At 64.4% G+C, this 25,082-nt stretch carries 23 protein-coding genes and 1 tRNA gene; 8 read left to right on the top strand and 16 right to left on the bottom strand.

The features are described from left to right. The first annotated feature begins 4 nt into the window (after positions 1-4). From AEB_RS11395 to hflX, 5 genes are all read left to right on the top strand, one after another. Positions 5-1,420 carry a sigma-54-dependent transcriptional regulator gene (locus AEB_RS11395; protein ID WP_119083309.1) on the top strand — a complete coding sequence of 472 codons (1,416 nt, stop codon included), beginning with the start codon at positions 5-7 and terminating at the stop codon, positions 1,418-1,420. A gap of 87 nt (positions 1,421-1,507) precedes the next feature. After that, on the top strand, positions 1,508-3,730 hold the full coding sequence (locus tag AEB_RS11390) for a sensor histidine kinase (RefSeq protein ID WP_119084603.1): 2,223 nt from the start codon (positions 1,508-1,510) through the stop codon (positions 3,728-3,730). 19 nt (positions 3,731-3,749) lie between these two features. Then, positions 3,750-5,135 (top strand): nitrogen assimilation response regulator NtrX, encoded by a 1,386-nt coding sequence (ntrX, locus tag AEB_RS11385; RefSeq protein WP_119083308.1) that lies wholly within the window; start codon positions 3,750-3,752, stop codon positions 5,133-5,135. Between the two features lie 148 nt (positions 5,136-5,283). Beyond that, positions 5,284-5,853, top strand: a complete 570-nt coding sequence (gene hfq / locus AEB_RS11380; protein WP_231958685.1) for an RNA chaperone Hfq — start codon at positions 5,284-5,286, stop codon at positions 5,851-5,853. Positions 5,854-5,903: 50 nt separating this feature from the next. Beyond that, positions 5,904-7,175, top strand: a complete 1,272-nt coding sequence (gene hflX, locus AEB_RS11375; protein WP_231958684.1) for a GTPase HflX — start codon at positions 5,904-5,906, stop codon at positions 7,173-7,175. Here hflX and mazG read toward each other — a convergent pair. Then, on the bottom strand, positions 7,172-7,921 hold the full coding sequence (gene mazG / locus AEB_RS11370; protein WP_119083305.1) for a nucleoside triphosphate pyrophosphohydrolase: 750 nt from the start codon (positions 7,919-7,921) through the stop codon (positions 7,172-7,174). The two genes, hflX and mazG, sit on opposite strands and share 4 nt — an antisense overlap. 179 nt (positions 7,922-8,100) lie before the next feature. Between mazG and AEB_RS11365 the strand changes: the two genes are divergently transcribed. Both AEB_RS11365 and AEB_RS11360 read left to right on the top strand, forming a co-directional pair. Further along, the gene (locus AEB_RS11365; RefSeq protein WP_119083304.1) at positions 8,101-8,274 is read left to right on the top strand and encodes a DUF1328 domain-containing protein; all 174 of its coding nucleotides are present in this window, start codon (positions 8,101-8,103) and stop codon (positions 8,272-8,274) included. 742 nt (positions 8,275-9,016) lie between these two features. Beyond that, entirely contained in the window at positions 9,017-10,993 is a 1,977-nt protein-coding gene (locus AEB_RS11360) for an acyltransferase family protein (RefSeq protein WP_172593070.1), read from the top strand. A gap of 272 nt (positions 10,994-11,265) precedes the next feature. Here the strand turns inward: AEB_RS11360 and AEB_RS18185 are convergent, their stop codons facing one another. From AEB_RS18185 to AEB_RS11310, 11 genes are all read right to left on the bottom strand, one after another. Next, the gene (locus tag AEB_RS18185) at positions 11,266-11,436 is read right to left on the bottom strand and encodes a hypothetical protein (protein ID WP_172593069.1); all 171 of its coding nucleotides are present in this window, start codon (positions 11,434-11,436) and stop codon (positions 11,266-11,268) included. Next, positions 11,433-12,200 (bottom strand): MBL fold metallo-hydrolase, encoded by a 768-nt coding sequence (locus tag AEB_RS11355; RefSeq protein WP_119083302.1) that lies wholly within the window; start codon positions 12,198-12,200, stop codon positions 11,433-11,435. Before AEB_RS11355 ends, AEB_RS18185 begins: the two co-directional genes overlap by 4 nt. After that, on the bottom strand, positions 12,197-12,973 hold the full coding sequence (locus AEB_RS11350; RefSeq protein WP_119083301.1) for a TatD family hydrolase: 777 nt from the start codon (positions 12,971-12,973) through the stop codon (positions 12,197-12,199). The genes AEB_RS11355 and AEB_RS11350 overlap by 4 nt, the downstream gene beginning before the upstream one ends. Then, positions 12,973-14,523, bottom strand: coding sequence for a methionine--tRNA ligase (gene metG, locus AEB_RS11345; protein WP_119083300.1), 1,551 nt, complete (start codon positions 14,521-14,523; stop codon positions 12,973-12,975). Before metG ends, AEB_RS11350 begins: the two co-directional genes overlap by 1 nt. After that, the gene (locus tag AEB_RS11340) at positions 14,516-15,481 is read right to left on the bottom strand and encodes a DNA polymerase III subunit delta' (RefSeq protein WP_119083299.1); all 966 of its coding nucleotides are present in this window, start codon (positions 15,479-15,481) and stop codon (positions 14,516-14,518) included. Before AEB_RS11340 ends, metG begins: the two co-directional genes overlap by 8 nt. Further along, positions 15,478-16,110, bottom strand: coding sequence for a dTMP kinase (gene tmk, locus AEB_RS11335; RefSeq protein WP_119083298.1), 633 nt, complete (start codon positions 16,108-16,110; stop codon positions 15,478-15,480). Before tmk ends, AEB_RS11340 begins: the two co-directional genes overlap by 4 nt. Continuing rightward, positions 16,107-17,303 carry a D-alanyl-D-alanine carboxypeptidase family protein gene (locus AEB_RS11330; RefSeq protein WP_231958683.1) on the bottom strand — a complete coding sequence of 399 codons (1,197 nt, stop codon included), beginning with the start codon at positions 17,301-17,303 and terminating at the stop codon, positions 16,107-16,109. The genes tmk and AEB_RS11330 overlap by 4 nt, the downstream gene beginning before the upstream one ends. A gap of 37 nt (positions 17,304-17,340) precedes the next feature. Next, positions 17,341-18,237: a septal ring lytic transglycosylase RlpA family protein gene (locus AEB_RS11325; protein WP_119083297.1), complete on the bottom strand. Its 897-nt coding sequence runs from the start codon at positions 18,235-18,237 to the stop codon at positions 17,341-17,343. Between the two features lie 19 nt (positions 18,238-18,256). After that, entirely contained in the window at positions 18,257-19,279 is a 1,023-nt protein-coding gene (locus AEB_RS11320; RefSeq protein ID WP_119083296.1) for a lytic murein transglycosylase, read from the bottom strand. Positions 19,280-19,383: 104 nt separating this feature from the next. Next, the gene (locus AEB_RS11315; protein ID WP_119083295.1) at positions 19,384-20,268 is read right to left on the bottom strand and encodes a hypothetical protein; all 885 of its coding nucleotides are present in this window, start codon (positions 20,266-20,268) and stop codon (positions 19,384-19,386) included. 15 nt (positions 20,269-20,283) lie between these two features. Continuing rightward, positions 20,284-21,156, bottom strand: coding sequence for a hypothetical protein (locus tag AEB_RS11310; protein WP_145985296.1), 873 nt, complete (start codon positions 21,154-21,156; stop codon positions 20,284-20,286). Positions 21,157-21,275: 119 nt separating this feature from the next. On the opposite strand from AEB_RS11310, the gene AEB_RS11305 reads away from it, so the two are divergent. Beyond that, positions 21,276-21,365, top strand: a tRNA-Ser gene (locus AEB_RS11305). 16 nt (positions 21,366-21,381) lie between these two features. Here AEB_RS11305 and lpdA read toward each other — a convergent pair. The 4 genes from lpdA to AEB_RS11285 form a co-directional block, all read right to left on the bottom strand. Next, positions 21,382-22,791 carry a dihydrolipoyl dehydrogenase gene (gene lpdA, locus AEB_RS11300; protein ID WP_119083293.1) on the bottom strand — a complete coding sequence of 470 codons (1,410 nt, stop codon included), beginning with the start codon at positions 22,789-22,791 and terminating at the stop codon, positions 21,382-21,384. Between the two features lie 11 nt (positions 22,792-22,802). Next, complete coding sequence (locus tag AEB_RS11295; RefSeq protein WP_119083292.1) at positions 22,803-23,201, bottom strand: acyl-CoA thioesterase; 399 nt, start codon at positions 23,199-23,201, stop codon at positions 22,803-22,805. A 147-nt stretch (positions 23,202-23,348) separates the two neighbouring features. Next, entirely contained in the window at positions 23,349-23,768 is a 420-nt protein-coding gene (locus tag AEB_RS11290) for a hypothetical protein (protein ID WP_119083291.1), read from the bottom strand. A 1-nt stretch (position 23,769) separates the two neighbouring features. Continuing rightward, positions 23,770-25,065: a pyruvate dehydrogenase complex dihydrolipoamide acetyltransferase gene (locus tag AEB_RS11285; RefSeq protein ID WP_119083290.1), complete on the bottom strand. Its 1,296-nt coding sequence runs from the start codon at positions 25,063-25,065 to the stop codon at positions 23,770-23,772. Positions 25,066-25,082: the final 17 nt, after the last annotated feature.

The raw sequence follows: 25,082 nt of genomic DNA, 5'->3' as shown, positions 1-25,082 counted from the left end.
AGCCATGGGCAGGCGCGTATTGCTGGTGGAGGATGACGCCTCCATCGCGACGGTGATCACCGCTGCGCTGGAGGATGAGGCATTCACCGTGCACCGGTGCGACAGCATTGCCTGCCGCGACCGGATGCTGGGGGAGCACGAATACGACGTGATGCTGACCGACGTCATCCTGACCGATGGCGACGGTATCGCCACGCTGGGGGACGTGACGGCGTGCTATCCTGACCTGCCCGTGATCATCCTTTCGGCCCAGAACACGCTCGACACCGCCGTTCGCGCTACGGACACCGGCGCCTTCGAATATTTCCCCAAGCCCTTCGATCTGGACGAGCTGGTGCGCGCGGCCTGCCAGGCGGCTGATGCGACGGTGAGCGGAGCGGGCGCGGAGCCGGATTTGCCGGAAGGACTGCCGCTGATCGGCCGCAGCCAGGCGATGCAGGATGTCTATCGGATGATCGCGCGCGTGTTGCGTAACGATCTTACGGTGCTGATCCTGGGCGAATCCGGCACCGGTAAGGAACTGGTGGCGGAGGCGATCCATCAGCTTGGATCGCGCAAGCAGGGCCCCTTCGTGGCGGTCAACACCGCTGCGATCCCGCGCGAACTGATCGAGGCGGAGCTGTTCGGCCATGAAAAGGGCGCCTTCACCGGTGCTGTCAGCCGCAATATCGGCAAGTTCGAACAGGCGCAGGGCGGCACACTGTTTCTCGACGAAATCGGCGACATGCCGCCCGAAGCGCAGACGCGGCTGCTTCGCGCGCTGCAATCCGGTCGTATCCGCCGGGTCGGCGGGCGCGAGGAGGTGACGATCGACGTGCGCATCATCGCCGCCACCAATCGCGACCTAGCCCCGATGATCGCGGATGGCAGCTTTCGCGAGGATCTCTATTATCGTCTGAACGTCGTGCCGATCCACCTTCCGCCCCTGCGCGAGCGCGATGGAGACGTGCCGGGTCTGGCGGTTCATTTCCTTCGTCGGGCTGCGGCCGAAGGGCTGCCGCAACACAGCCTTTCCAAGGAGGCCGCGAGCATCCTGGCAGCGCAACCCTGGCGGGGTAACGTGCGTGAACTGCGCAACTTCGTCTATCGCGCGGCACTTCTCTCCCGCGAGGAGCAGATCGACGCGGCGACGGTGCGGCAGCTGCTGTCCGACCGGGCAGAGGCCGACGCGCCCGCCGCGGCGGAGTGCGATTTCGCGGGAACGGTTACGACTTGGCTGGCCGGGGCCGGCTTTGCTCCCGGAACCCTCTACCACGCAGCTCTGGCCGAGTTCGAAAAGCCGCTGTTCGAGCATGCGCTGAAGGAGACCGGCGGCAACCAGTTGCGGGCCGCGCAACTGCTCGGGATCAATCGCAACACGCTGCGGAAAAGGCTCGACGATCTGGCTATTGACCCGGAGGGCTTTTCCCAGCGTGGGTAAGCATGCTTTGCGGGGCAATAAGGCCTTGCAAAAATGCAACAGGTTCGTTGTAACTGCGCAACGATGTCCGCCGATGCCGATACTGAAATGACTCGCGTCAGCAGACTGCCACGGTGGTGGCGCCGCGCCTTGGTCGCTGCCCGGCGCATGAACCTGTTCATGTGGCTGGAGATCGGCGCCGCTTCTGCGCTGCTGATCATGCTCGGCGCCTCCTACGTCACACTGTTCGCCATGGGCGACCAGAGCGAGCCGGTACCTTCTGCGCAGGCGGCGGCGATGCTGATCGGTACGCTGATCCCGGCGCTCACGCTGCTGGTGCTGTTCGGCCGGCGGATGGCGATCCGCCGCGCCGGCGGGCAGACGGCGCGGCTGCATGTGAAGCTGGTGTTCTTTTTCTCGCTTGTGGCAGCGATCCCGACGCTGCTGGTGGCTGTATTCGCCAGCTTTCTGTTCCAGTCGGGTGTTGAATTCTGGTTCTCGGACAATTCGCGCGGGGTGTTGGAAAACGCGACGCGGCTGGCGCGCGGCTATTACGACCAGAACCAGCGGGACGTGCGTGACGAGACGCTCGCCATGGCGAAGGACATCCGCAGCGAGCTGGAGCGGCGGAGCATCACCAGCCCCGCGTTCATCGACACCTATGTGTTCCACGTTCTCTATCGGGACCTGGGCGAAAGCGCGATCATTCGCGAAGCCGATGATGGTTCACTGCAGGTCGATGCCATCGTCGATCCGGACGAGAACACGCAGCGACAGCGGATCAGCCCGCAGGATCTCGCCCGGCTCAAGGCCGGGGAGTCGGTGATCGTGCATGACGGGCGCGACCGCATCGAGGCCATTGCGCCGATTGACCGGACCGCGCGTCTCTATCTCTACAACGCCCGCAACCCCGACGAGCAGGCGCTGCGACAGTGGAACCTGGCGCAGAACGTCATCCAGTCCTATGACGTCGTCTCTCGACGGGCGCGCGTGCTGCAGCTGCGTTTCAACCTGGCGCTGTTCTTCGTATCGCTGTCGCTGGTGGGGCTCGCTGTATGGTTTGCGCTCCGCTTCGCGGATCGGCAGGTCAAGCCCCTCACCGATCTCGTCTCGGCCGCACGCGAAGTCGGCAGCGGCAATTATGCCCTGCGCATCTCCGGGCGTACCGGGCCGGACGAGATCGGCCTGCTCAACCGTGCCTTCAATCGCATGACGGCGCAGATCGAACGGCAGACCGACGCCCTGATCGGCGCGAACCGCCAGCTGGCGGAGCGGCGCGCCTTCATCGAAGCCGTGCTGCAATCGATCACCGCCGGCATCGTTTCCGTGGACCGGGACGGGCAGGTGCTGCTGATGAACAGTTCGGCGCAGGAATTGCTGCTAAAGCGCGCCGGTCCGGCGCCGCTGGGCCTGCAACTGGCGGAGATCGCGCCCTCGATCGACAACCTGCTGAAAAACGGCGCCAGCAGCGGCATCGTGCAATACAATCAGTACGGCAAGGGCGGCGAACTTCTCACGCTGGCGGTCAAGATCGCACCTTCTGCGGAAGGGCATGTGATTACCTTCGAAGACATCACGAGGCAGCTGATCGACCAGCGTCAGGCCGCATGGTCCGACGTCGCGCGACGCATTGCGCATGAAATCAAGAACCCGCTCACCCCCATCCAGCTCGCGACCGAGCGGCTGAAGCGACGCTATCGCAAGCAGATCCAAGAGGACGGAGAGCTTTTCGAGGAACTGACCGCCACGATCATCCGCCAGGTGGGCGACCTGCGCAAGATGGTGGACGAGTTCTCCTCCTTTGCCCGCCTGCCCAAGCCCGTGTTCCGGCAGGAGGATCCGGTCGATCTCGTGCGGCAGGCTCTGTTCCTACAGGAAGTGGCCCATACCGAGATCGACTACGGCTTCGAAGCGGATCAGGCTGCGCCGGCGATTGCCTGCGACCGCCACCAGTTCGGCCAGGCGATGACGAACGTTCTCAAGAATGCTGCTGAAGCGGTCGATGCCCGGTTGCGGAGCGCCGAAGCCGATTTCCGCGGGCGCATTCGTGTCTCGGTGACGGCGGACGATACCTATCTGACTGTCACGGTGACGGACAATGGCATCGGCCTGCCGCAGGACCGTGACCGGATCATGGAACCCTATGTCACCACGCGTGAGAAGGGCACCGGGCTCGGCCTCGCCATCGTGAAAAAGATTGTTGAAGAACATGGGGGTGACGTGGCCTTCGCCCCCGCTGACGGCGGCGGCGCGCGGGCCACTCTGCGCTTCGCGCGCGATCCTGCCTCTGCGGGCATGGCCGGATCTTCCGGCAGTGAGGCGGCCGAATGAATTTCAGGGAGAACAGTTGATGGCGCTCGACATCCTCGTGGTGGATGACGAACAGGACATTCGCGAACTGGTCGCCGGCGTGCTCAGCGATGAGGGGTACGAGTGTCGGACGGCCGGCGACTCGGTCAGCGCGCTGCGCATGGTCGACGAGCGGCGGCCGAGCCTCGTTCTCCTGGACGTTTGGCTGCACGGCAGCCCGATGGATGGGCTGGAAGTGCTCGACGCCATCAAGCTGCGCGAACCAGAGCTTCCGGTGATCATCTTCTCCGGCCACGGGAGCATCGACACGGCCGTTTCCGCCGTGAGCCGCGGGGCCGTGGACTTCATCGAGAAGCCGTTCGAAGCGGAGCGGCTGCTGCTGCTCGTGGAGCGCGCCACGGAGACTGAGCGCTTGCGGCGGGAAAACGCCCGTCTGCGCGAAGGGGCCATCCTTGCGGAAGAATTCACCGGCAATTCCGGCATCGTCAACCAGGTTCGCGCAACGCTGAAGCGGGTCGCCAACACTGGCAGCCGCGTGCTCATCACGGGTCCGGCAGGCGCCGGCAAGGAAGTGGCCGCGCGGCTCCTGCATTCGTGGAGCCCGCGCGCGGAGAAGGCCTTCGTCACGGTCAACTCCGCCCGGATCACGCCCGAGCGGTTCGAGCAGGAACTGTTCGGCGAGGAGGCGGATGGCAAGCTCGTGCGCCCGGGCCTGCTTGAAACTGCCGACGGCGGCACGCTCTATCTCGACGAAGTGGCCGACATGCCGATGAGCACCCAGGCACGCATCCTGCGGGTGCTCACCGAACAGAGCTTCGTGCGCGTCGGCGGCAATCGCCAGATCGGCGTGGATGTTCGGGTCGTGTCCTCCACCGCGCGCGACCTGGAGAAGGAGATCGGGGAGAAACGCTTCCGCGAAGACCTGTTCTACCGGCTCAATGTCGTTCCCGTCGCCGTGCCTTCGCTGGCCGAGCGGCGCGATGATATCCCTGCGCTCGCAGATCACTTCTTCACCCGCTATGCGCGGGAGCAGGGGCTGAAGGCGCCCGAGATTTCGCCCGAGGCGCTGGCGGCGCTGCAGGCCTACGACTGGCCCGGCAATGTGCGGCAATTGCGCAATGTGGTAGAGCGGACGGTAATCCTGACCCCGCGCGACCGGATGGACCGGATCGAGCCGGACATGCTTCCGCCCGAAATCACGGGGGGCACAGCCGAGAGCGGGGCCGGCATCTCATCCCTGATGGGCGTGCCGCTGCGCGAGGCGCGCGAAAGCTTCGAGCGTGAATATCTGCGAATCCAGATTCGCCGCTTTTCCGGAAACATCTCGAAGACGGCAGGGTTCATCGGGATGGAACGCTCGGCCCTGCACCGCAAGCTCAAGCTTCTGGGCATGAGCGATCGCAATGGCTCGAACGAAGAAGAGTGACTTTCGCGGAACTGTAACACCGATCGGCAATTGCGCATTCGAGCGAAGCTGCTTAGGTTCGGGTCGGTTTGTCCGGCAAATCCACGCATCAAGCGGGATGGCCAGATTGCGGCGTATGCGTCCGCCAACAAAAATGAGGAGTCATTCGGTGACCAAGGGTACCCTGTCCGTTCGTTCCCGCCCCGCCAAGCCTGAAGCGGAAAAGGCGCCCGCGCCCGCCGCCTCGGCAGTGAAATCAGGCAATCTCCAGGATCTGTTCCTCAATCATCTCCGGCGCGAGAAGATGCCCGTCACCATGTTCCTGGTGAAGGGGGTGAAATTGCAGGGCATCGTCACGTGGTTCGATAATTTCTCCATCCTGCTGCGGCGCGACGGCCAGTCGCAACTGGTCTACAAGCACGCCATCTCCACGATCATGCCCAGCGCCCCCGTGGATGCCGAGCAGTTCGGCCAGGGTAGCGACAATGGCAAGAAGCAGCGGCTGCTGCAGGATATCTTCCTCTCCCGCGTCCGCGACGCCGGCGTGCAGGTCACCATGTTCCTCGTCAATGGCGTGATGCTGCAGGGGCGGATCGCCGCCTATGATCTGTTCTGCATGCTGCTGGAGCGTGAAGGCTTCGTGCAGCTGGCATACAAGCATGCCGTGTCCACCATTCAGCCCGCCTCGCCGGTCGATCTCAGCACGGATCTCGGCGACGAAGAAGGTGAAAGCGACTGATTGTCGACGACGATATCGCCGGCGAGGTCACGCGCGGCGCGCGTGCCCTCGTGGTCTGTCCGGATATTCGCGGCCAGCGAAGCACGCAGGATCCCGAAAGCCGGCTGGAAGAAGCCAGGGGGCTGGCGCAGGCTATCGGCATTGTCGTGGCGGACGCCTTCATCCTGCCGGTGCGCGTTGTACGGCCGGGCACCCTCTTCGGCGAAGGGCAGATCGAACGCATTGGCGCCACCTGCGAGCAGGAGCAGGCAGAACTCGTCATCGTCGACGGGGCGCTTTCCGCGATCCAGCAGCGCAATCTGGAAGAGAAGCTCCGCCGCAAGGTGATCGATCGTACCGGGCTGATCCTGGAGATTTTCGGCGAACGTGCAGCCACGGCCGAAGGGCGATTGCAGGTGGAACTGGCCCATCTGGATTACCAGCAGAGCCGGCTCGTTCGCAGCTGGACCCACCTCGAGCGGCAGCGCGGCGGCTTCGGCTTCCTCGGCGGCCCGGGCGAAACGCAGATCGAGGCTGACCGCCGATTGATTCGCGCCCGCATGGGCAAGCTGCGGCGAGAGCTCGAGCAGGTACGCAAGACCCGCGCCCTCCATCGAGCCCGGCGCGGCAGGGCGCCTTGGCCGGTGATTGCACTGGTCGGCTATACCAACGCGGGCAAATCGACGCTGTTCAACCGGATGACGGGGGCTGAGGTGATGGCGGAGGACCTGCTCTTCGCCACGCTCGATCCCACCATGCGGGCGATCGCGCTGCCGGGCGTGGAGAAGGCCATCCTCTCCGATACCGTGGGGTTCATCTCCGATCTGCCCACGCAGCTTGTTGCGGCCTTCCGCGCTACGCTGGAGGAAGTGACCGCCGCCGATGTGATCTGCCATGTCCGCGATATAGCCAATCCCGACAGCGCCATGCAGAAGCAGGAAGTGCTCGACGTGCTGAGCGATCTTGGCGTGATCGAGGGGGAGGGGGCCGATCCCGCCATGCCGATCCTCGAACTGTGGAACAAATGGGATCTGCTCCCTGCAGAACGCGCTGAGGACTTGCAGGCGTTGGCGGATGCCGACCCCGACATTCTGCCAATCTCCGCCGTCACGGGTGCGGGAATCGACGCCTTGCTGGACCGGTTGAGCTTCGTGCTGACCTCAGGCGCGCGGCGCCACTCCATCCTCCTGCCCGCGGGCGACGGCGCGCGGATCGCTTGGCTGCATGCGCACGGTGAGGTCCTGGCGGATGATGACGCCGGAGAAGGGGAGACGGGCCCCCAGCGGCGGATCGAGGTTCGGCTGACAGAGAAAGAACTCGGTCGGTTTGAGGCGCTTAATTAGCGCTCAGCCTGCTTGGCGCGCTGCCACAGCTGCTCCTGCGCATCCAGATCCAGCTCCGCGAAGCGGCCCTGCGCCAACTGCTCCATCATGCGGTAACGTCGCGCGAACTTGTCATTGGCAGCGCGCAGGGCTTCTTCGGGCGCAACCCCGTAAGCCCGCACGAGATTGGCGGCGGCGAACAACAGGTCCCCGGCTTCCTCCATCCGCATTTCGGCGGGGGCGTCGGCCAGCTCATCCATCTCTTCCAGAACCTTCGCAGCGGAGCCGCTCGGGTCCGGCCAGTCAAAGCCATCGCGCGCCGCCCGCTTCTGCAGTTTCTCGGCGCGCAGCAGTGCGGGCAGGGCACGCGCCACGCCATCCATGGCGCTTTGCGCGCCAAGCCGCTCGCGCTCAGCGGCCTTGAGGGCTTCCCATTGGCCGGCGCCGCCTTCGTCGTCCCCGCCGAAGATATGCGGGTGGCGCCGTTCCATCTTGTCGGCAATCGCGCGCGCGACGTCTTCGAACGCGAAGGAGCCGGCTTCCTCGGCCATGCGTGCGTGGAAAACGACCTGCAGCAGCAGGTCACCCAGTTCCCCGCGCAGTTCATCCATGTCGCCGCGCTCGATCGCATCGGCGACTTCGTAGGCTTCCTCGATCGTATAAGGCGCGATCGAGGCGAAGGTCTGTGCAACATCCCATTCGCAACCTTCGGCCGGATCGCGCAAACGGGCCATGATCGCCAGGAGGCGCTGGAGCTGTTCGGTCATCGGCTTCCTCTAGGCGCGATCGGCGCTTCTCCCAAGTAGGCTCCGCGCGGCTTCACCAGCTGGGTTTAGGAACGCTGTTCCGCAGCATGCATTCTTCAGACGCAAACCCGGTACATTTGCGCCGCCGCTTGCCTAGCCGTGGCGACAGTACCGCAACATCTCGATAGAAGGATCGCTCCATGCTGAAATGGGCCGCAATATTCGCCGTCGCCGCTCTCGTTCTGGGTGTGCTCGGCTTCGGCGGGCTGGCAGGCGCCGCGTGGGGAATTGCCAAGATTCTCTTCTGGCTCTTTGTGATCGTGGCCGTCGCTTTGTTCGTGCTTGGTCTCACGGTCTACAAGAAGGTCACCTAGGCCTGTGCGGGGCGAGGCCTGCGGGAACTGCCAGCCTCGCTCTCGTTCCGCACACCTCGCGAGGGGCGGCCACACGCGCCGCCCACTCCCGGTCACGGGTTAAACCAATTTTGAAAAGAGACACTTTTCGCCCGGTTCGAAAGGAGACTCACCTGACGGCGCAACCCTATTTGCACGTCCGCATCGCCGCTGAAAAGATCCAGTAACGGTATGGAAGAGCTGGTGCGGAACGTAGCCCCTCCTCCTAGCGGAGGGCCGCACCAGCTCATAACGCGACCTTTCGATGAAAGGCTATGGACCCGCTGCGCAAGCAGTGGGCTCGCTCAGACGCCCGGGGGGCCCATCAGTGAAGACCGCTATGCGCCCTAGTTCCAGTCATCCGAACCTAGATGACTACGTCCCGAAAGCGGACGTCAGTTGGATGCTCAGGGAGCGGCAGCTAAGTCAGACAAAGCTGCCGCAGCGATAGGGTTTGATCGCTTTGCAGTGCCATGAGCGTCCTTGTGGAAGCAGGGACCTGCCGCATTGGGCAAGTTTGATAAACAAACGACGGCGGACCTTCGAGAAGCAGGTGCCGTGAAGTCCCACAAGTTAATCGACGCAGATGACCTTACTCATGCGGAAGCTGATGAGGAACTGCGCCGCCTTCGTCCGAACAGACTAAGTCCGATGCGCCATGGCGGGCGCCGCCACAGCTTGCGATGATGCGGCCGTCGCGGCAACCTCCGGAGGCGATTCCCCAATGTTGCGATCGATGGCAGGGTGGATTGTCGGCAACCGCGGTACCTCGGCCGGGAGCGGCATTTCGAAGCGCTTCTATCGCGCGGACATCGACGGCTTGCGCGCGATCGCGGTGCTTGCCGTCGTGCTCTTTCATCTCGACCCGGCCAAGCTGACCGGCGGCTTCGCCGGCGTCGACATATTCTTCGTCATCTCGGGTTTTCTGATTGGCGGGCAGATCGATGCGGAACTCGCTGCCGAGCGCTTTTCGATGGCGAGCTTTTATGCCAAGCGCATCCGGCGCCTTTATCCTGCGTTGGTTGTCACCGTGTTGATCACCCTTGCGGTGTCGGTGCCGCTGCTTTTTCCGACCGAGGTAAGACGCGTCGCCAGGGCGGCTGTCGCGACGATGACCTATACGTCAAACTTCTATTTCTATCAGGCAGCGGACTATTTTGCCGAAGGCGACATCCGCCCGCTGCTGCACACTTGGTCGCTGGCGGTCGAGGAGCAGTTCTATCTGGTCCTCCCCGTCCTGCTTCTCGCGCTTCATCGCTACGCGCCGCGATGGAAGGTGGTAGCGATCGCAGCGATGGCGCTCGCCTCGCTCGCCTATGCAGAGTGGCTGGTCGAGCGCGATTCGGACGCAGCCTTTTTCTTTGGCGTCACGCGCTTCTGGGAATTCGGCGCCGGTGCGCTGCTGGCGCTGACGCGGCCGCGGCCGCTGGCACCGCACGTCGCCGACGGGGCGGTGTTGGCCGGGCTCGTCGTGATCGCGGGGTCGTTCCTACTCTTTACGGAAACCGCGCCGGTGCCGGGTCTCGTCGCGCTTCCGCTGGTGCTCGGCTCGGCGCTGGTCATCCACGCCGGCGCCTCGTCGCCGGTCATTGCGGGGTGCGGGTTGAGCCTGACGCCGCTCGTCTTCGTCGGGCGCATCTCGTATTCGCTCTATCTGGCACATTGGCCGATTGTCGTGCTTGTACGCGCGAATTTGGGGCCGGAGCGGGCGCCGCTGGGGCTCGCGGCGATGCTCGCCGCGTCGCTGGTCGCGGCGTGGCTACTCTATCGCTTCGTCGAGTGCCCGGCGCGGCGGCTGTCGATCGCGCGCTATCGCCAGCAAATCTTCACCTTTGGTGCGGGATCGACTGCGTTGGTCGCGGTGCTCGCGGTCGTGCTCCTTTCGAGTGGGGTCCACGCCGACAAAAAGGAGCAGAGCGCGAGTCGGCTGATCGCCTATCTCGACTATGATGCCCAGACGCGGTTTCGCGCCGGCAGCTGCCTCATCAACGCTGAGGCCGACAAGGAGGATGACGACTTCGACGCGTTTCGCTGCGTCCCGCCGCCGATGCCGGGGCACGAGCAGGTGCTGCTGATCGGCGACAGCTATGCCGCGCAATATTATCAGGCGCTTCACGCGAACTTTCCCAAGCTGCAGATCGCGCAGGTGACAGCCACAGGGTGCCGCCCGCTGCTTGCCGCCGAGGGCGCCGACCGCTGCGTAGACCTGATCGGCATGGGGCTGAAACAGCTGGTGCGCCAGCGGCAATTCGCGGCTGTGATCCTCGCGGGGCGCTGGCGCGAGGAGGAGGTGGGGGACCTGGTGCGCACGGTGCGTTATCTGAAGCGGCGTACCGAGCGCGTCTACGTCGTCGGACGCCCGGTCGAGTATGCGATGCCGCTACCGCGCCTACTTGCGCTCGCCGAAACGCGTGGCGAGAAGCATCTGGTCGCCGACGTGCGCGAGTTGGAGCGGCTGAAGCGGATTGACCGCGCGATGGAGGCCGCGGTCGGCGCCGCGGGGGATAATGTGCGATACGTCTCGGTACTGCAGGCAATGTGCGACGCGCGGAACTGCGTCACGCAGACGCGGTCGGGCGTGCCTACGCAGTTCGACTATGGGCATCTGACCTACGAAGGCGCATTACTCGTGGTCGACCGCCTGCGGGAAGCGGGGCGCTTCAAACTGCTTGCCCAGGCCAACGCCGCATCCGCGCGCTGATGTCGAGCAGCTTGTCGCGAAGCGCGGCATCGAGCCTGCGAGGCATGAACCCGACAACATTGGGTCGTATGATTTTTACATCGATCTCGATGTCAACGGCTTCGTCGGATCCCATTGTAAGCCTCCATCCATAACTGGCGCCCCAAGCGGCGGGAGATGAGGCGAGTCTCATTTGAACTGGGCGAACCGTTTCATCTGAAGCTGGCGCTTACATGACGCAAGACTGATAATATATATTATGTTAAATTCTGTGTATGGAGGCGGCGGGCTCATTACACTCCCACGGCTGCAATCATTCCGGCCAACAGCAGGAAGATTGCGCCCCACGTCGCGGCCATCACCAGAGTTTTCCGGCCACTTACCCGATGCGAACGATAGGCGCTGAGCGCAAGCACGAGCCAACCCAACAAGGCCACGATCGAGATCAGGCCCATTTGGCTCATGCCTCGAGTTCCAACCCGTCGTAGCCGACCAGCACGTTGGGCGGCACTTCCATGGATAGCGTCGCATAGTCCATGCTCTTGTCGAGATGCGTTAGCACCGTCTTGCGCGCCTGGCTGCGCTCGGCCAGTTCTAGCGCCATGGCCAGGCAGGCATGCGTCGGGTGCGGCTCGCGCCGCAAGCAATCGGTAATCAGCAGATCAACACCCCGGAACAGCGCCAGCATGTCATCAGTGATATCGTTGAAGTCCGTGGCGTAAGCGATTGATTTTTCGTCTGCTTCGAACCGGTAGCCGGTGCTGCAGATCGGACCATGCGGCATTTCCACCGAACCGATTGCGAAGCCTGCGATGATGCGCACCACGTCCAACGTCTCAAGCTGAACGATGGTCGGATAGCCATAACGGCCCGCGAACACATAGCCGAAGCGCTGGCGCAGCCGCTGCACCGTCGCCGTCGAGCCAAATCCCGGCAGCGGCGCGCTGCGGCCAAATCGCATTGGCCGCAGATCGTCCAGGCCGTGGCAATGGTCCGCATGGTCATGGGTCCAGAAGACCGCGTCGACGGCGCCGATGTCCTGCGCCAGCAACTGGTTCCGGAGATCCGGGGGCGTGTCGACGAGCAGCCGCTTGCCGTCATCATTCTGGACGATGATGGAAACGCGGCTCCGCCGGTTCTTCGGCTCCTTCGGATCGCACTCGCCCCAGTCGTTGCCGATGCGCGGCACTCCGGTCGAGGTGCCGGAACCGAGCATCAGCAGCTTCACGTCGAAACCTTGCTGAACAGCGCGCGGAAATTCCTCGTGGTGTAGGCCGCCAGCTGGTCCAGGCTCTCGCCGCGCAGGCCGGCGACGAATTCGGCGGTGTTGCGCACATAAGCGGGTTCGCAGGTGCGGCCGCGAAACGGCACCGGCGCAAGAAACGGGCTGTCGGTTTCCACCAGCAGGCGATCCTGCGGAATTTCCGGGGCGAATTCCTGCAGTTCGCGGGCGTTCTTGAAGGTGATAATCCCGGACAGCGAAATCGTGAGGCCGAGCTCCAGCACCCGGCGCCCGAACCCCGCCGTTGCCGTGAAACAGTGGATCAGCGCGGGAAAGGCCCCCTTTCCCATCTCCTCCGCAAGGATTTCGACAGTGTCTTCTTCCGCATCCCGCGTGTGGATGATCAGAGGCAGGCCGGTTTCCCGTGCGACAGAAATATGGCGGCGAAACAGCGCCTTCTGGATGTCTCTTTCCGACTTGTCGTAATAATAGTCGAGCCCTGTTTCCCCTATCGCGACCACTCGCGGGTGTGCCGTTGCTTCGAGCAGCGCTCCTTCACCGAGATCCGCGTGCTGATCGGCCTCATGCGGATGAATGCCAACACTGGCCCAGACATCGGGTTCGCGTTCGGCTGTGGCGATCACATCCGGCCATTCGCTCTGCCGCGTAGAGATGTTGAGGAAGGCATCAACCCCCGCCCCCCGCGCGCGGGCCAGCACTTCGCCCTGTTCCTCCACCAGCCCTTTGTAGTTGAGATGGCAATGGCTATCCACCAGCATCAGGCTGCCTCCTCCGCCGGCAATTCCAGGCGCGGAAAGGCGGGGCTGGGAGTCTCCACCCGGACGGCTTCCAGCGCGGGATCACAGGAGAGTGCCGCGAAATTGCGGCCATCTTCCGGAACGCAGAGCGCGTCGAGGATTTTGGCGGCCGCCACCGGCGTCACCGGGCTGATCGCGATCGCCAGATCGCGGATGCAGCCGACCAGCGTTGCCAGCACGCGCTCCATGCGTTCGGGATCGGTCTTTCGCAGCGCCCAGGGCGCCTGTTCGTCGACATAGGCATTGCAGGCGAACACCGCCTGCATCCATGCTTCCAGGCCAGCAGCGAAGGCGAGCCGGTCGAACGCCTGCGGCAGTTCCACGGCACAAGCGAGGCTGACCTTGTCGCGCAGCGCGCGATCGGCATCCTGTACAGGTGCGCTTGCAGCAAAGGCTCCGCCGCAGTTCTTAGCGATGAAGCTCATGACCCGTTGCGCGAGATTTCCGAAGCTGTTGGCCAGCTCGGAATTCGCCCGGTTTACAATCGCTTCGGCAGACCAGCTACCATCCTGCCCGAAGCTGAATTCGCGCAACAGGAAATAGCGCAGCACATCCACACCATAGCGATCGGCGAGTTGGCCCGGATCGGTCACATTGCCGACGGACTTCGACTCCTTCTGCCCACGGTTGAGCAGGAAGCCATGGGCAAAAACGGACTTCGGCAGCGCGATGCCTGCGCTCATCAGGAATGCGGGCCAATACACGGCATGGAACCGCACGATGTCCTTGCCGATCAGATGTACGTCAGCCGGCCAGAACTTGGCGAAATCCTCGGTCTGCTCTGGATAGCCGAGGCCGGACAGATAGTTGGTGAGCGCGTCCACCCAGACATACATCACATGATCTTCGGCACCCGGGACCTTCACGCCCCAGTCGAAGCTCGTGCGGCTGACGGAAAGATCGCGCAGCCCGCCTTCGACGAAGCGAACGACTTCGTTGCGGCGGCTTTCCGGGCGAACGAAGTCCGGCTGCTCGCGATAAAGGTCCAGCAGCGGCTGCTGATAGCGCGAGAGACGGAAGAACCAGCTCTCCTCCACCGTCCACTCCACGGGTGTGCCCTGGGGGGAGAGCTTCTCGCCCCCCTCCCCCGCGACGAGTTCGCTCTCGTCGTAATAGGCTTCGTCGCGGATCGAGTACCACCCTTCGTAACGGTCGAGATAGAGATCGCCATTGGCCTCCATCGCCTTCCAGATCGCCTGGCTCGCGCGATGATGGCTTTCCTCACTGGTGCGGAAGAAGCGATCATAGGAAATGTTCAGTTTGTCGAACAATTCCCTGAAGAAAGACGACATTTCATCGGCAAGTTGGCGCGGCGGGATGCCAAGGTCGCGCGCCTTCTGCGCCATCTTGAGGCCATGCTCGTCCGTTCCCGTCTGGAAGCGAACCTCACGCCCGCGCAGGCGTTGGAAACGGGCCATCACATCTGCGGCGATCGTTTCGTAGGCATGGCCAAGATGCGGCTTGCCGTTGGGGTAATGGATTGCGGTGGTGATGTAATAGGGCTCAGCCATGGGCCGCTTCCCTAGGCATGGCGAGACTGGTGAGCAACCCGCCGATTTCCATGACCATCAGACCGGGATCGAAATTGTAGGTCGGCGCCTGCGCGGCGAGGCGCGCGAGCGCGGCGTGCGCTTCAGTCAACGCAGGAAGAAACCGTTTGGGAGTGGTGTGCATCCGGCTTGCGACCACATTGCGCGCCAGTTCTACTGCGGCCAGCTGCCGCTTCCTGTCAGGCCGCGCTCCCATGGCTTCGGCCAGCTGGCCACGGAGCGAGAAGTCGGGATCCCCGCGCTCCGCGATTTCGGTCATCAGCCCATGCAGGCGTCCGAGATCGAGCGCGACGAAGTCAATCGCGGCGCCCGGGGAACCGGCGGCGGCGGCAATGGCGGCTTGCCGCATGGCGTGATCCGCCCGCGGCTCGGCCTGCTGGAGAATGCTATCGATCGCCGCATCGTTGATCGGCGGGAAGCCCAGCACGCGGCAGCGTGAACGGATCGTGGGCAGAAGCCGGCCGATCCGGTGAGTGACGAGCAGGAAGTAAGTGCCCGCCGGCGGTTCCTCCAGGCTTTTTAGCAGCGCGTTGGCGGCGCTCTTCTCCAGATCGTCGGCCGGATCGATGATGATCGCACGCCTGTCGCCCATGGTAGGCCGCGTGGAAAGGCGCCGCTGCATCGCGCGCACCTGATCCACGGAAATGTTGCGCTTGAGATTGAAGGGCTTGCCCGCTTCCTTCTTCTTCTCATCCTCGCTGGTGGCGGGAAGGTTTTCCAGCACGATCACGTCAGGATGGTCATGCGGGGGCTGCGGAACACCCGGTTCTGCCACCAGCTCCCGGGCAGCCATGAGTGCGAAGCCCGCCTTTCCCGTGCCTCGCTTGCCCGACAGAATCCACCCGTGATGCATGCGCGGCCCGGCCAGCGCACTGCGCCATTCGCGCCACGGCGCATCATGGCCGGCGAAAGCCATCATGCCCGTGCCAGCAGGCGCTCAACCGCCTGCATGATCCGCTGGTGGATGGCGTCAGGAGAGCCCTCGCCCGCGATACGCGCGAAGCGGCCAGGCTCCGCCGCAGCAAGGCGAGCGAAGCTGGCGGCGACTTCAGCGTGATAGGCGCTGTCCCGCCCACCGATCCGGTCACCGCCCTCCCCATCCCGCCGCTGAAGCCGTTCGGCGGCGGTTTCGGCCCCGATTTCCACCAACAGCGTAAGATCGGGCAGCAGGCCGCCTGAACCAATACGGTGGAGCGTGCAGATATCCTCATCCGCCAAACCGCCAGCGCCACCCTGATAGGCCCGGCTTGAATCGAGAAAGCGGTCGCACACCACCCATTGGCCGGATGCCAGTGCCGGCTCCAGCGCCTGAGCCACGTGATCGGCCCGTGCGGCCGCAAACAGCAAGGCTTCTGCGCGCGGGCCCCAGCTCTGCGCAGGATCGAGCAGCAACCCCCGGATCGCCTCGGCTCCGGGCGTACCCCCCGGCTCGCGCGTGAGCAGGACCGAGAGGCCACGGGCACGCAGCGCGTCGGCCAGCAGGGCGGCCTGGGTGGACTTTCCGGCCCCCTCCCCGCCTTCCAGGGTGATGAAGCGTCCCCGCATCACGAGAACATCCCCAGCAGGCCGTTGCGGATGCGCTGCAACGGATTGGCTTCCGGCACGGTTTCGCTGGCGACCAGCGGCACGTCATAGGCTTCCTGGCCGGCAACGGCGACATGCAGGAAGGCGACGCGGGTCCCCTGCTTCACCGGCGCCTGAACCGGTCCGCGATAACGCACCGACATGGTGACTGCGGCATCCTTGCCCGGCGCCATGCTGGCCAGCACGTCCCCTTCTGTCTTCAGACCCACGGTGGTGCTGGCGCCGCCCTGGACGCTGGCTTGCCCGACGGCCATGTCGCGCGGCAGGACGACGCGGGACTGAAACGCATCGAAGCCCCAGCGCAGGAGATCGCGCGCCGTTTTGTCGCGCAAGGGCGCGGTGGGCGATCCGGCAAGCACCATGACCAGCCTCCGCCCCCCGCGCTCGGCCGAACCGAGGAAGTTGTAGCCAGCCTGGCGGGTATAGCCGGTCTTGATCCCGTCCGCCCCCTCGACCACGCCGGTCACGGGATCGTGGTTGTTTTGCGCATATCCGCCATATTGCAGCCCCCGATGGCCGAAATAGCGGTGGTAGAGTTCGGGGTAGCGCGTCACCATCGCCTCGGCCAGCAGCGCCAGATCGCGGGCACTGGTGAAGGTGCGCCCCTCGTCAGGCCAGCCATTGGGCGTACCGAAATGCGTGTCGCGCATACCCAGCTCGGCGGCATTGGCGTTCATCAACGCCAGCCATTCGCCCAGCGATCCGGCAGCCTCCAGCGCCACGGCCACTGCCCCGTCGTTGGCAGAAACCGTCGTGATGCCCAGCAGCAACTGGCCGATGGTCACCCGATCACCGGCCTTGAGGAACATGGAAGAGCCTTCGCCCGACCATTCATCCGCCAGCGCCTTGCTGATCAGGATATGCCGTTCGGGCGAGAGCTTGCCTTCGGAGATCAGGCGAAAGGCGGAATAGGCTGTCATCACCTTCGTCACCGAAGCGGGCATGAAGCGCCGATCCGGATCGCGGGAGAAGAGCACCTGGCCCGAGGACAGATCCACCAGCAGAGCCACCGGGATCTCGGCCGGAACAGGCGCCGCAGGCACATCGGGGGCGCGAACGGGCTGCGTCGCGCGGGCGGAGCCCGGTAAGGGAGCCGCAGGAACAGCCGCCGCCGGCAGTGTCGCAAGGGCGAGAAGAAGGGGGATAGTCGGTTTCAATTCCGCTCCAGCCACCGGAGCGCCGGGCGCCGGCCGTTCAGTCTGTCGTGAAGATTCGCGCGTCGGTATACCCTGCAGCCTTCACCTTGGCGAGCGAGGCCTCCGCCTCCCTGCGCGTCGGGAACGGACCGGTGCGCACGCGGAAAAGAGTGCCCGCAGGGGCGATCGTGCCGCCGATCTGGCGTGCAACGCGCTCAGCCCGTTCGCGGGTGGACATGGTGGCGGCCTGGACCCCATATCCCTTCTGGTTTGCGACCATGCGATCCTCTGCGGGCGTAGGGGCCACGGCGGCAGCGGGCATCGGCGATATGGCCTTCGGTTCGATCGGGAGCTGGTCCTTGGCCGGCGCGGAGGTCTCCTCCGGCGCGTGGCCTGCCGGTGCCTGAAGCGATGCCGACCCGCTGGCGGGGAGGCGCTTCTTCAGCACTTCCACCAACGACATCGGCGTATCAATGCGCAGGGGTGCCTCCTGACCCGCGCGGAGCAGGGCCCGCTGTTCCTCGGGCGGGTTCACCCGGCGGACGCGAACCGGCGCGCTGCCCTCGACACCCAACTGGACCATGGCATCAGCGGACAGTGCAATAAGCGAATTGCCGTCCATGGGCCCGCGGCGCTCCACCCGCACCAGAATGGTTCGCCCGCTCTCGAGTGATGTCACCTCCACATAGCTGGGCAGCGGAAGAGTATGATGCGCGGCGGTTACCCCCTGCTTCGCATCAGGATCGACCACGGCATAGCCCACCTCATCGTAATTCAGCACGTCCGATGGGACATACTCCAAGCCGGAGACGCGATAAGGCTCGCCGACTACCACCGGGTAATCGGCGGCCGGACCCTGCGGCTCGGATCCGGTGGCGGCCGCGCGGGGCTGCGCGGCGGCGGCCGTCACACAGGCGACCAGCCCTGCCGCCACCGCAAGCAGGCAGACCTTCATTGCTATCAACTGCTTAACATCAATGGGAAATCTCATCGGCGAGCAGCCCCACACTCATCGCGTAATAGTTGGAGCAATTGTATTCGAGGATGACCCGATAATTCTGAGTTAAGAGATAGCTGGGCGCAGATGGCCCGTCCGGCTCGAACAGCGAGGCCATGACGTCGTCGCCAATGGGCCCTTGCGGGATCACGCCCAGCGCTTTCCACTCGCGCACCGTCATCCAGCGGCTGTGCCGCTCATGCACCCGTGGGCACACCGGCGATGCCACCCGCGCTGCGATCGCCGAGCGATCGACGCTGTTCGGCGTATAGGCGCGAACGCCCCAGGGCTCGCCAGAGCGCCATCCAGCGTCCCGGAAATAGTTCGCGATGGAGTACAGCGTGTCCGCTTCGCTGTTCCAGATGTCGCGCTTGCCGTCGCCATCGCCATCCACCGCGAGCCGCAGATAGACGCTCGGAAGGAATTGGGGATTTCCGAAGGCGCCCGCCCAGCTGCCCACGAGGGTCGAGCGCGAGACCCCATCGCGATCCGCGATCTTGAGCAGGTCGACCAGCTCGGTTTCGAACAGATCGCGCCGCCGCCCTTCCCAGGCCAGCGTGGCGAGTGCACCGGCGAGATCGAACCCGCCCTTTACTGCGCCATAGCTTGTCTCATGGCCCCAGATCGCCAGCAGGATTTCAGGCGGCACGCCGAAGCGGCCCTGGATGCTGGCTCCCATGGGGCCCAACTCGCGGTAAAGCGCCCGGCCGCGGGTAACGCGGGCCTGCGTGTTATGCCGCTGGATATAGGGCGCCAACAGGGGATAGCCGCTGCTTTGCCCACCGCTGGAGACATTGTCCCGATCGAGCGCGATGACGCGCTGGTTTGGCGAAAGCCCCCCCAGCATCCGGGAAATCGTGCCTTCGCTTACCCCCTGCGCCCGCGCCTTGGCGGCAACGAGCTGCATATAGGCATCGAAGGGCATGTCCTGGGCAGCGGCGGAGCTGGCCAGCAAGGCCGCCCCGCCAGCGAAAAGTAAACGCAGCAATTTTCTCGGCATGGCGGTTTTGTGCCATGCGCGGGCCGGGATGGAAAGCCCGGGCCCGCGCCCCGGTGTCCTCTTTGCGACGAACCGCCCGCCCGGGCCGGGCGCCGCAACGCCCCTTATTTGCCGAGGTCGGGCTGCATTTCCGGGTTCTTCTTGAGCATTTCGGAGAGCGGCGGGAAGCCGCAGTTCACCTCGTCCCCGCAATTGGTGACGGTGTGGACATAGCGGATCTTGCCATCTTCGATGCGGAACAGATGGCTGTCAGGCCGCTTCTTCTCGCCGAACTTCAGGAACACGGCCACGGCGCCCAGCGCGGGATCGACGATGTAGTCGCGATCCGTCAGTTCCACCCCGTCGGGCACGCCGACATTGCAGCTGTCGGTCGGCTGGCCCTTGCCGGTGTAGATCCCGCCTTCGAGGCGTGCGCAGGGCGTGCCCCAGGGCACCTGCACGCTTTTGTCCTTGAAGCTGTCGAGATAGGCGTTGGCGGCTGCGATCAGTTCCTCGCGCGTGTTACGCTGGCCTTCGGGGATCTCGCTCCAGTCCTCGCGCGAGGCGTAATAGGCGGTCTTCTCCGCGTCGAACAGCCAGTCGCCCTCATCCGTGACGATGTTGTTGAACGGCCCCACGCCGAAGAAGCCGCTGCCCACCTGCGTTGCCAGCACCATCGGCCGTTCCTTATCGAGGATCACGGCTTCCACGAAGACGCGGCACTTGTCCGTGTCCTGGATCATCAGGTGCCAGTCGACCTTGCGCGGCTTGTTGAGGAAGGAACCGAGCGAGCCGCGTTCGAAATTCTCGCTGTAGTCCACCCATTCGCCAAGGTTCATCTTGAACATGCTGCCGGCCTCCACGGCCGCGATCCAGCTGTCGCCGATCTCCTGCGTCTTGCTGCGCGGGCAGCCCGCACCCTGCGCTGCGGCCGGGGTGGCAATGGCGAGACCGGCAAGAGCGGTGGCGGCAAGGCCCGCAGTCCGCAGGCGGGAAAGAAATGCAGTCATGATGTCGCTGAAATCCTATTTCTGGAGATCGGGTTGTAACGCTGGATTGTTCTTGAGCATTTCGGAAAGCGGCGGAAAACCGCAATTGGGCATATCACCGCAATTGGTGATGGTGTGGACATAGCGGATCCGCCCTTTTTCCACACGGAACACATGAGCATCCGGCAGGCCCTCCGGCCCGCCGAAGCGTAGGAATACCGCCACCGCGCCCACCGCAGGATCGATCACATAGGACCGGTTCGTCAGATCCACCCCTTCGGGCACGCCGACATTGCAGCTGTCGTCCGGCCGGCCCTTGCCGGTGTAGAGCCCGCCTTCGAGCCGAGCGCAGGGCGTGCCCCAGGGCACCTCCACGCTCTCGTCCTTGAAGCTGTCGAGATAGGCATCCGCGGCAGCCTGCAGCACCTGGCGGCTGTCCCGCTCGCCTTCGGGGATTTCGCCCCAGTCCTCCTGCCGGGCGTAGGCCAGCGTCCGCTGCGCGTCGAACAGCCAGTCCCCCTCGTCGGTCACGATCACGTCGAACGCATTGACCGATCCGCCCCGGGTGCTGAGCTTGGTCGCGAGGACATAGGGATGGGCCGGATCGGTGATGATTGCTTCGACATAGACCGTGCAACTGTCCGTATCCACGAAGGAACGGTGCCAGTCGATCTTCTGCGGTGTTGCCAGGATACCGCCGTAGGTCATTGAAGAAAGCTCGAAATTCTCGCGATACTGGACCCAGTTGCCCATCGGCACGCGCAGCGCCATGCCTTCCGTCTGCGCCGCGACATATTTGTCGGCGATCGCATCGAGGGATTCGCGGCTGCAGGAGGATTGGGCCAGCGCCGGTGCCGAGCTCGCCGCAAGCGCCATCCCCACCGCCAATATCATTGCGGAACGTCCCATGTCGCGTCTCCCTCCACCCCTTGCCGGCGCTTTGCGCTCTTGCCCGGTGATTAACCCAGCCAGCGCGGAGAGTCACGAGGTGACAAGCGCCCCATTCCCCGCTAGCCGGCATCTCCAGCGGACAGGTGGCAGAGCGGTTGAATGCACCGGTCTTGAAAACCGGCGTGGGTGCAAGCCCACCGTGGGTTCGAATCCCACCCTGTCCGCCACACCGCTCCGCGCCCGCTAGATATGTAGCGCCCTGCCGTACGCGCCGAGGACGCTTTCGTGCATCGCTTCGCTGATGGTGGGATGCGGGAAGATGGTGTTCATCAGCTCCGCTTCGGTCGTCTCCAGCGTCTTGCCGACGGTGTAGCCCTGGATCATCTCGGTCACCTCGGCGCCGATCATGTGGGCGCCCAGCAATTCGCCGGTCTTGGCATCGAACACCGTCTTCACGAAGCCTTCCGGCTCGCCCAGCGCGATGGCCTTGCCATTGCCGATGAAGGGGAAGTTGCCGACCTTGACCGTATAGCCCGCTTCCTTGGCTTTCGCCTCGGTCATGCCCACGCTGGCGATCTGCGGATGGCAATAGGTGCAGCCGGGAATGTTGTTGCGGTCGAGCGGATGGGGATGGACATCCTTGTTGCCCAGCTCCTTCGCGATCGCTTCCGCGGCGGTCACGCCTTCATGGCTGGCCTTGTGCGCCAGCCAAGGGCCCGGCACGCAATCGCCGATCGCCCACAGGCCCTTGCTCTTCGTGCGGCCATAGGGATCGATCTGGATGAAGCCGCGATCCATCTCCACCAGCTTTTCGAGGCCGATGTTTTCCGTGTTCGGCTGGATGCCAATGGCGACGATCACATGGCTATATTCGGCACTTTCGACCTTACCGTCCTTGCCCTTGATCTTCGCGGACACGCCCTTGTCGGAAACCTTGAGCTCTTCCAGCGCGGCGCCGGTCTTGATCGTCATGCCCTGCTTGGTCAGCTGCTTATGCAGGAAGGCGGAGACATCGGCATCTTCGACCGGCACAATCCGGTCGAGCATCTCGACCATGGTAACATCGGCGCCCATGTCGTTGTAAAAGCTGGCGAACTCGACACCAATTGCGCCCGAGCCAATCACCAGCAGCTTGCCCGGCATTTCGCCCGGCGTCATTGCATGGCGATAGGTCCACACCCGCTTGCCGTCGGCGGGGGCGAACGGGAGGTCGCGCGCGCGCGCGCCGGTGGCGACGATAATGTGCTTGGCGGAGATGGTCTCGCTGCCCTTTTCCCCCTTCACTTCCAGCGTGGTCGCATTCTTGAACGTGCCGGTGCCCATATGCACGGCGATCTTGTTCTTCTTCATCAAATGCGTGACGCCCTGATTCAGCTGCTTCGCCACGCCGCGGCTGCGCTTCACCACAGCTTCAAGGTCAGCCTCTATCCCCTTGGCAACAAGGCCATAATCCTTGGCTTGCTGCATATAATGGAAGATCTCGGCCGACCGCAGCAGCGCCTTTGTCGGGATGCAGCCCCAGTTGAGGCAGATGCCGCCCAGCAATTCCCGCTCCACAATCGCGGTCTTGAGGCCCAGCTGTGCCGCACGAATGGCGGCGACATAGCCGCCCGGTCCCGAACCCAGAACGATGACGTCGTAATTCTCAGCCACTTGGCCTGCTCCTAACTTCCGGTCCCGTCGACCACCGGACGGGGGCGCCTGTTTTCGTCAATCGCGACGAAGGTGAATTTCGCTTCGGTAACTTTTACCGCATGCTCCGAATGCCGTTCCCGCCGCCATGCTTCCACGCCGATGGTGATGCTGGTGCGGCCGACATTCTCGATCTCGGTATAGACCGAAACCTCGTCCCCCACCTTCACGGGCATATGGAACTGCATGCCGTCCATCGCCACCGTCACCGCGCGGCCCTTGGCCTTGCGGGCAGCGGTCAGGCCGGCGGCGCTGTCCATCAGGCTGAGCAGCCAGCCGCCGAAAATATCGCCATAGGCATTGGTGTCCGCCGGCATGGCGGTGACCCGAATCGCGGGATCGCGGCCGGCGTGAATCTCACCCTCGGTCATGGCCGTCCTCTGGCTTGGAACACGTTGGAACAGGGTTCATGCAAGAAATTCCTGGCGCCCCGCGGGCGCGATGAAAAGCGTCAAAAATGGTGGGATTACGAGGCATTGCGGCATCTTGCCCGGTGCTCAGGGGCGTAGGAAACACCATCACTGCGCCACCAGCTGCAGATTGCGCGCGTGGACCCAGCCGAACCGGCACGGCCCGCTATAGGGCTCCGGCGCCGCCACGGAACTGCTCACCCGGCAATCGCCGAGATCCTGCAATTCGTCATCCGCATAGACGATGCCCTGCCACTCGTCCTGCGCATCGCACAGCCACACCAGCGTGCCGGACGTGAGCCGATCCTTTTCGCGCGCACGATCATCCTGCCGCTCCCGAACCGACAGGTAGGCCTGCGTGCCGGGACCATAGAGGCCGAACACCTTGCCTATCCCGCCGCAGCCATCCGCTTCGGGCCCATCCCGCCCGATGAGCGGCACATTCTCGCCCTCCCCCGTCACGGCCCCGGCTGCCACGGGAATCGTGGCGAGCGCCGTAGCGGCGAAAGCGAAGGCGGCCGGATGCACTTCAGGCCACCAGGCCCAGCGGTGCCTCGCAGATATCCTTGAAGGCCTTCATCAGCGCCGCGCCATCGGCGCCGTCGATTGCGCGATGATCGAAGCTGCCCGTGGCGCTCATCACCGTGGCGATCTGCAGCGAATCCTCGACAACGTAAGGCCGCTTCTCGCCCGCGCCGATCGCCATGATCATGGCCTGCGGCGGGTTGATGATCGCTTCGAACTGCTTGATCCCGTACATGCCCATGTTGGACAGGCTGGCCGTGCCACCCTGATATTCCTCCGGCGCCAGCTTACCGTCGCGGGCGCGAGCGGCGAGATCCTTCATCTCGGTGGAGATGGCGCTGATCGCCTTGCTGCCGGCATCCTTGACGATCGGGGTGATGAGGCCGCTGGGAATGGAAACCGCCACCGAGACATCGGCGCGGGTGAATTTCAGCAGCTTGTCGCCCGCGAACTGAACATTGCAGGCGGGAACCGCCACCAGCGCCTTGGCCAGTGCCTTGATCAGCATATCGTTGACGGAGAGCTTCACGCCCTGCGGTTCCAGCGCCACATTGAGCTCGCCGCGCAGCTTCAGCAGCGCATCGAGCCGGATATCCACCGTGAGGTAGATATGCGGCACCTGCTGCTTCGATTCGGACAGCCGGCGCGCGATCGTCTTGCGCATGCCGCTGAGCTTTTCCTCTTCATGCGGGATGCCGAAATCCTGCGCCTGGACGGGCGCCGGCGCGGGCGCGGCAGAGGGGGCAGCAGCGGAAGCCGGTGCGGCGGCAGAAGCGGCGCCCGGCTGCGCGGATTCCACATCGGCCTTCACGATACGCCCGTTGGGGCCGCTGCCCTTCACGGCAGCGAGGTCAACACCCTTGTCGGCGGCGATGCGCCGCGCCAGCGGGGAAGCGATTACGCGGTCGCCAGTGGCAGCCGGTGCGGCGGCAGGAGCAGGAGCGGGCGATGGCGCCGCGGAAGCGGCCGGCGCCGGGGCGGGTGCCGCCTCCTCCTTCTGTGCGGCAGCGGGAGCGGGAGAATCGCCCGCGGCCGGCTTCACATCAGCCGGGTCTTCCCCTTCTTCCGCCAGGGTCGCGATCACCGCGCCCACTTTCACGCCTTCCGTGCCTTCCGGAACGGCGATGTCGGCGATCACGCCTTCATCCACGGCTTCGAATTCCATCGTCGCCTTGTCGGTCTCGATCTCGGCCATGATGTCGCCGGAGGCGACCTTGTCACCGACCTTCACGAGCCATTTGGCGAGCGTGCCCTCTTCCATGGTGGGGGAAAGGGCGGGCATCTTGATGGCGATCGACATAGTGGGACGCTGTATCC

This window comes from Altererythrobacter sp. B11 (assembly GCF_003569745.1).
Taxonomy (GTDB): Bacteria; Pseudomonadota; Alphaproteobacteria; order Sphingomonadales; family Sphingomonadaceae; genus Croceibacterium_C.
The sequence above is the reverse complement of the archived record's forward strand: the minus strand, read 5'-3'. Positions and strand labels throughout refer to the sequence as shown.

What these genes read in the sequence shown, in the direction of transcription:
- AEB_RS11350 (WP_119083301.1), bottom strand. Translation starts at nt 12,973, where the DNA reads ATGCTGGTGGATAGCCATTGCCATCTCAACTACAAAGGGCTGGTGGAG.
- AEB_RS11320 (WP_119083296.1), bottom strand. Translation starts at nt 19,279, where the DNA reads ATGCCGAGAAAATTGCTGCGTTTACTTTTCGCTGGCGGGGCGGCCTTG.
- AEB_RS11340 (WP_119083299.1), bottom strand. Translation starts at nt 15,481, where the DNA reads ATGATGGCTTTCGCCGGCCATGATGCGCCGTGGCGCGAATGGCGCAGT.
- AEB_RS11360 (WP_172593070.1), top strand. Translation starts at nt 9,017, where the DNA reads ATGTTGCGATCGATGGCAGGGTGGATTGTCGGCAACCGCGGTACCTCG.
- AEB_RS11395 (WP_119083309.1), top strand. Translation starts at nt 5, where the DNA reads ATGGGCAGGCGCGTATTGCTGGTGGAGGATGACGCCTCCATCGCGACG.
- AEB_RS11390 (WP_119084603.1), top strand. Translation starts at nt 1,508, where the DNA reads ATGACTCGCGTCAGCAGACTGCCACGGTGGTGGCGCCGCGCCTTGGTC.
- AEB_RS11310 (WP_145985296.1), bottom strand. Translation starts at nt 21,156, where the DNA reads ATGGGACGTTCCGCAATGATATTGGCGGTGGGGATGGCGCTTGCGGCG.
- ntrX (WP_119083308.1), top strand. Translation starts at nt 3,750, where the DNA reads ATGGCGCTCGACATCCTCGTGGTGGATGACGAACAGGACATTCGCGAA.
- AEB_RS18185 (WP_172593069.1), bottom strand. Translation starts at nt 11,436, where the DNA reads ATGAGCCAAATGGGCCTGATCTCGATCGTGGCCTTGTTGGGTTGGCTC.
- AEB_RS11325 (WP_119083297.1), bottom strand. Translation starts at nt 18,237, where the DNA reads ATGAAGGTCTGCCTGCTTGCGGTGGCGGCAGGGCTGGTCGCCTGTGTG.
- AEB_RS11315 (WP_119083295.1), bottom strand. Translation starts at nt 20,268, where the DNA reads ATGACTGCATTTCTTTCCCGCCTGCGGACTGCGGGCCTTGCCGCCACC.
- AEB_RS11365 (WP_119083304.1), top strand. Translation starts at nt 8,101, where the DNA reads ATGCTGAAATGGGCCGCAATATTCGCCGTCGCCGCTCTCGTTCTGGGT.
- AEB_RS11295 (WP_119083292.1), bottom strand. Translation starts at nt 23,201, where the DNA reads ATGACCGAGGGTGAGATTCACGCCGGCCGCGATCCCGCGATTCGGGTC.
- mazG (WP_119083305.1), bottom strand. Translation starts at nt 7,921, where the DNA reads ATGACCGAACAGCTCCAGCGCCTCCTGGCGATCATGGCCCGTTTGCGC.
- metG (WP_119083300.1), bottom strand. Translation starts at nt 14,523, where the DNA reads ATGGCTGAGCCCTATTACATCACCACCGCAATCCATTACCCCAACGGC.
- AEB_RS11285 (WP_119083290.1), bottom strand. Translation starts at nt 25,065, where the DNA reads ATGTCGATCGCCATCAAGATGCCCGCCCTTTCCCCCACCATGGAAGAG.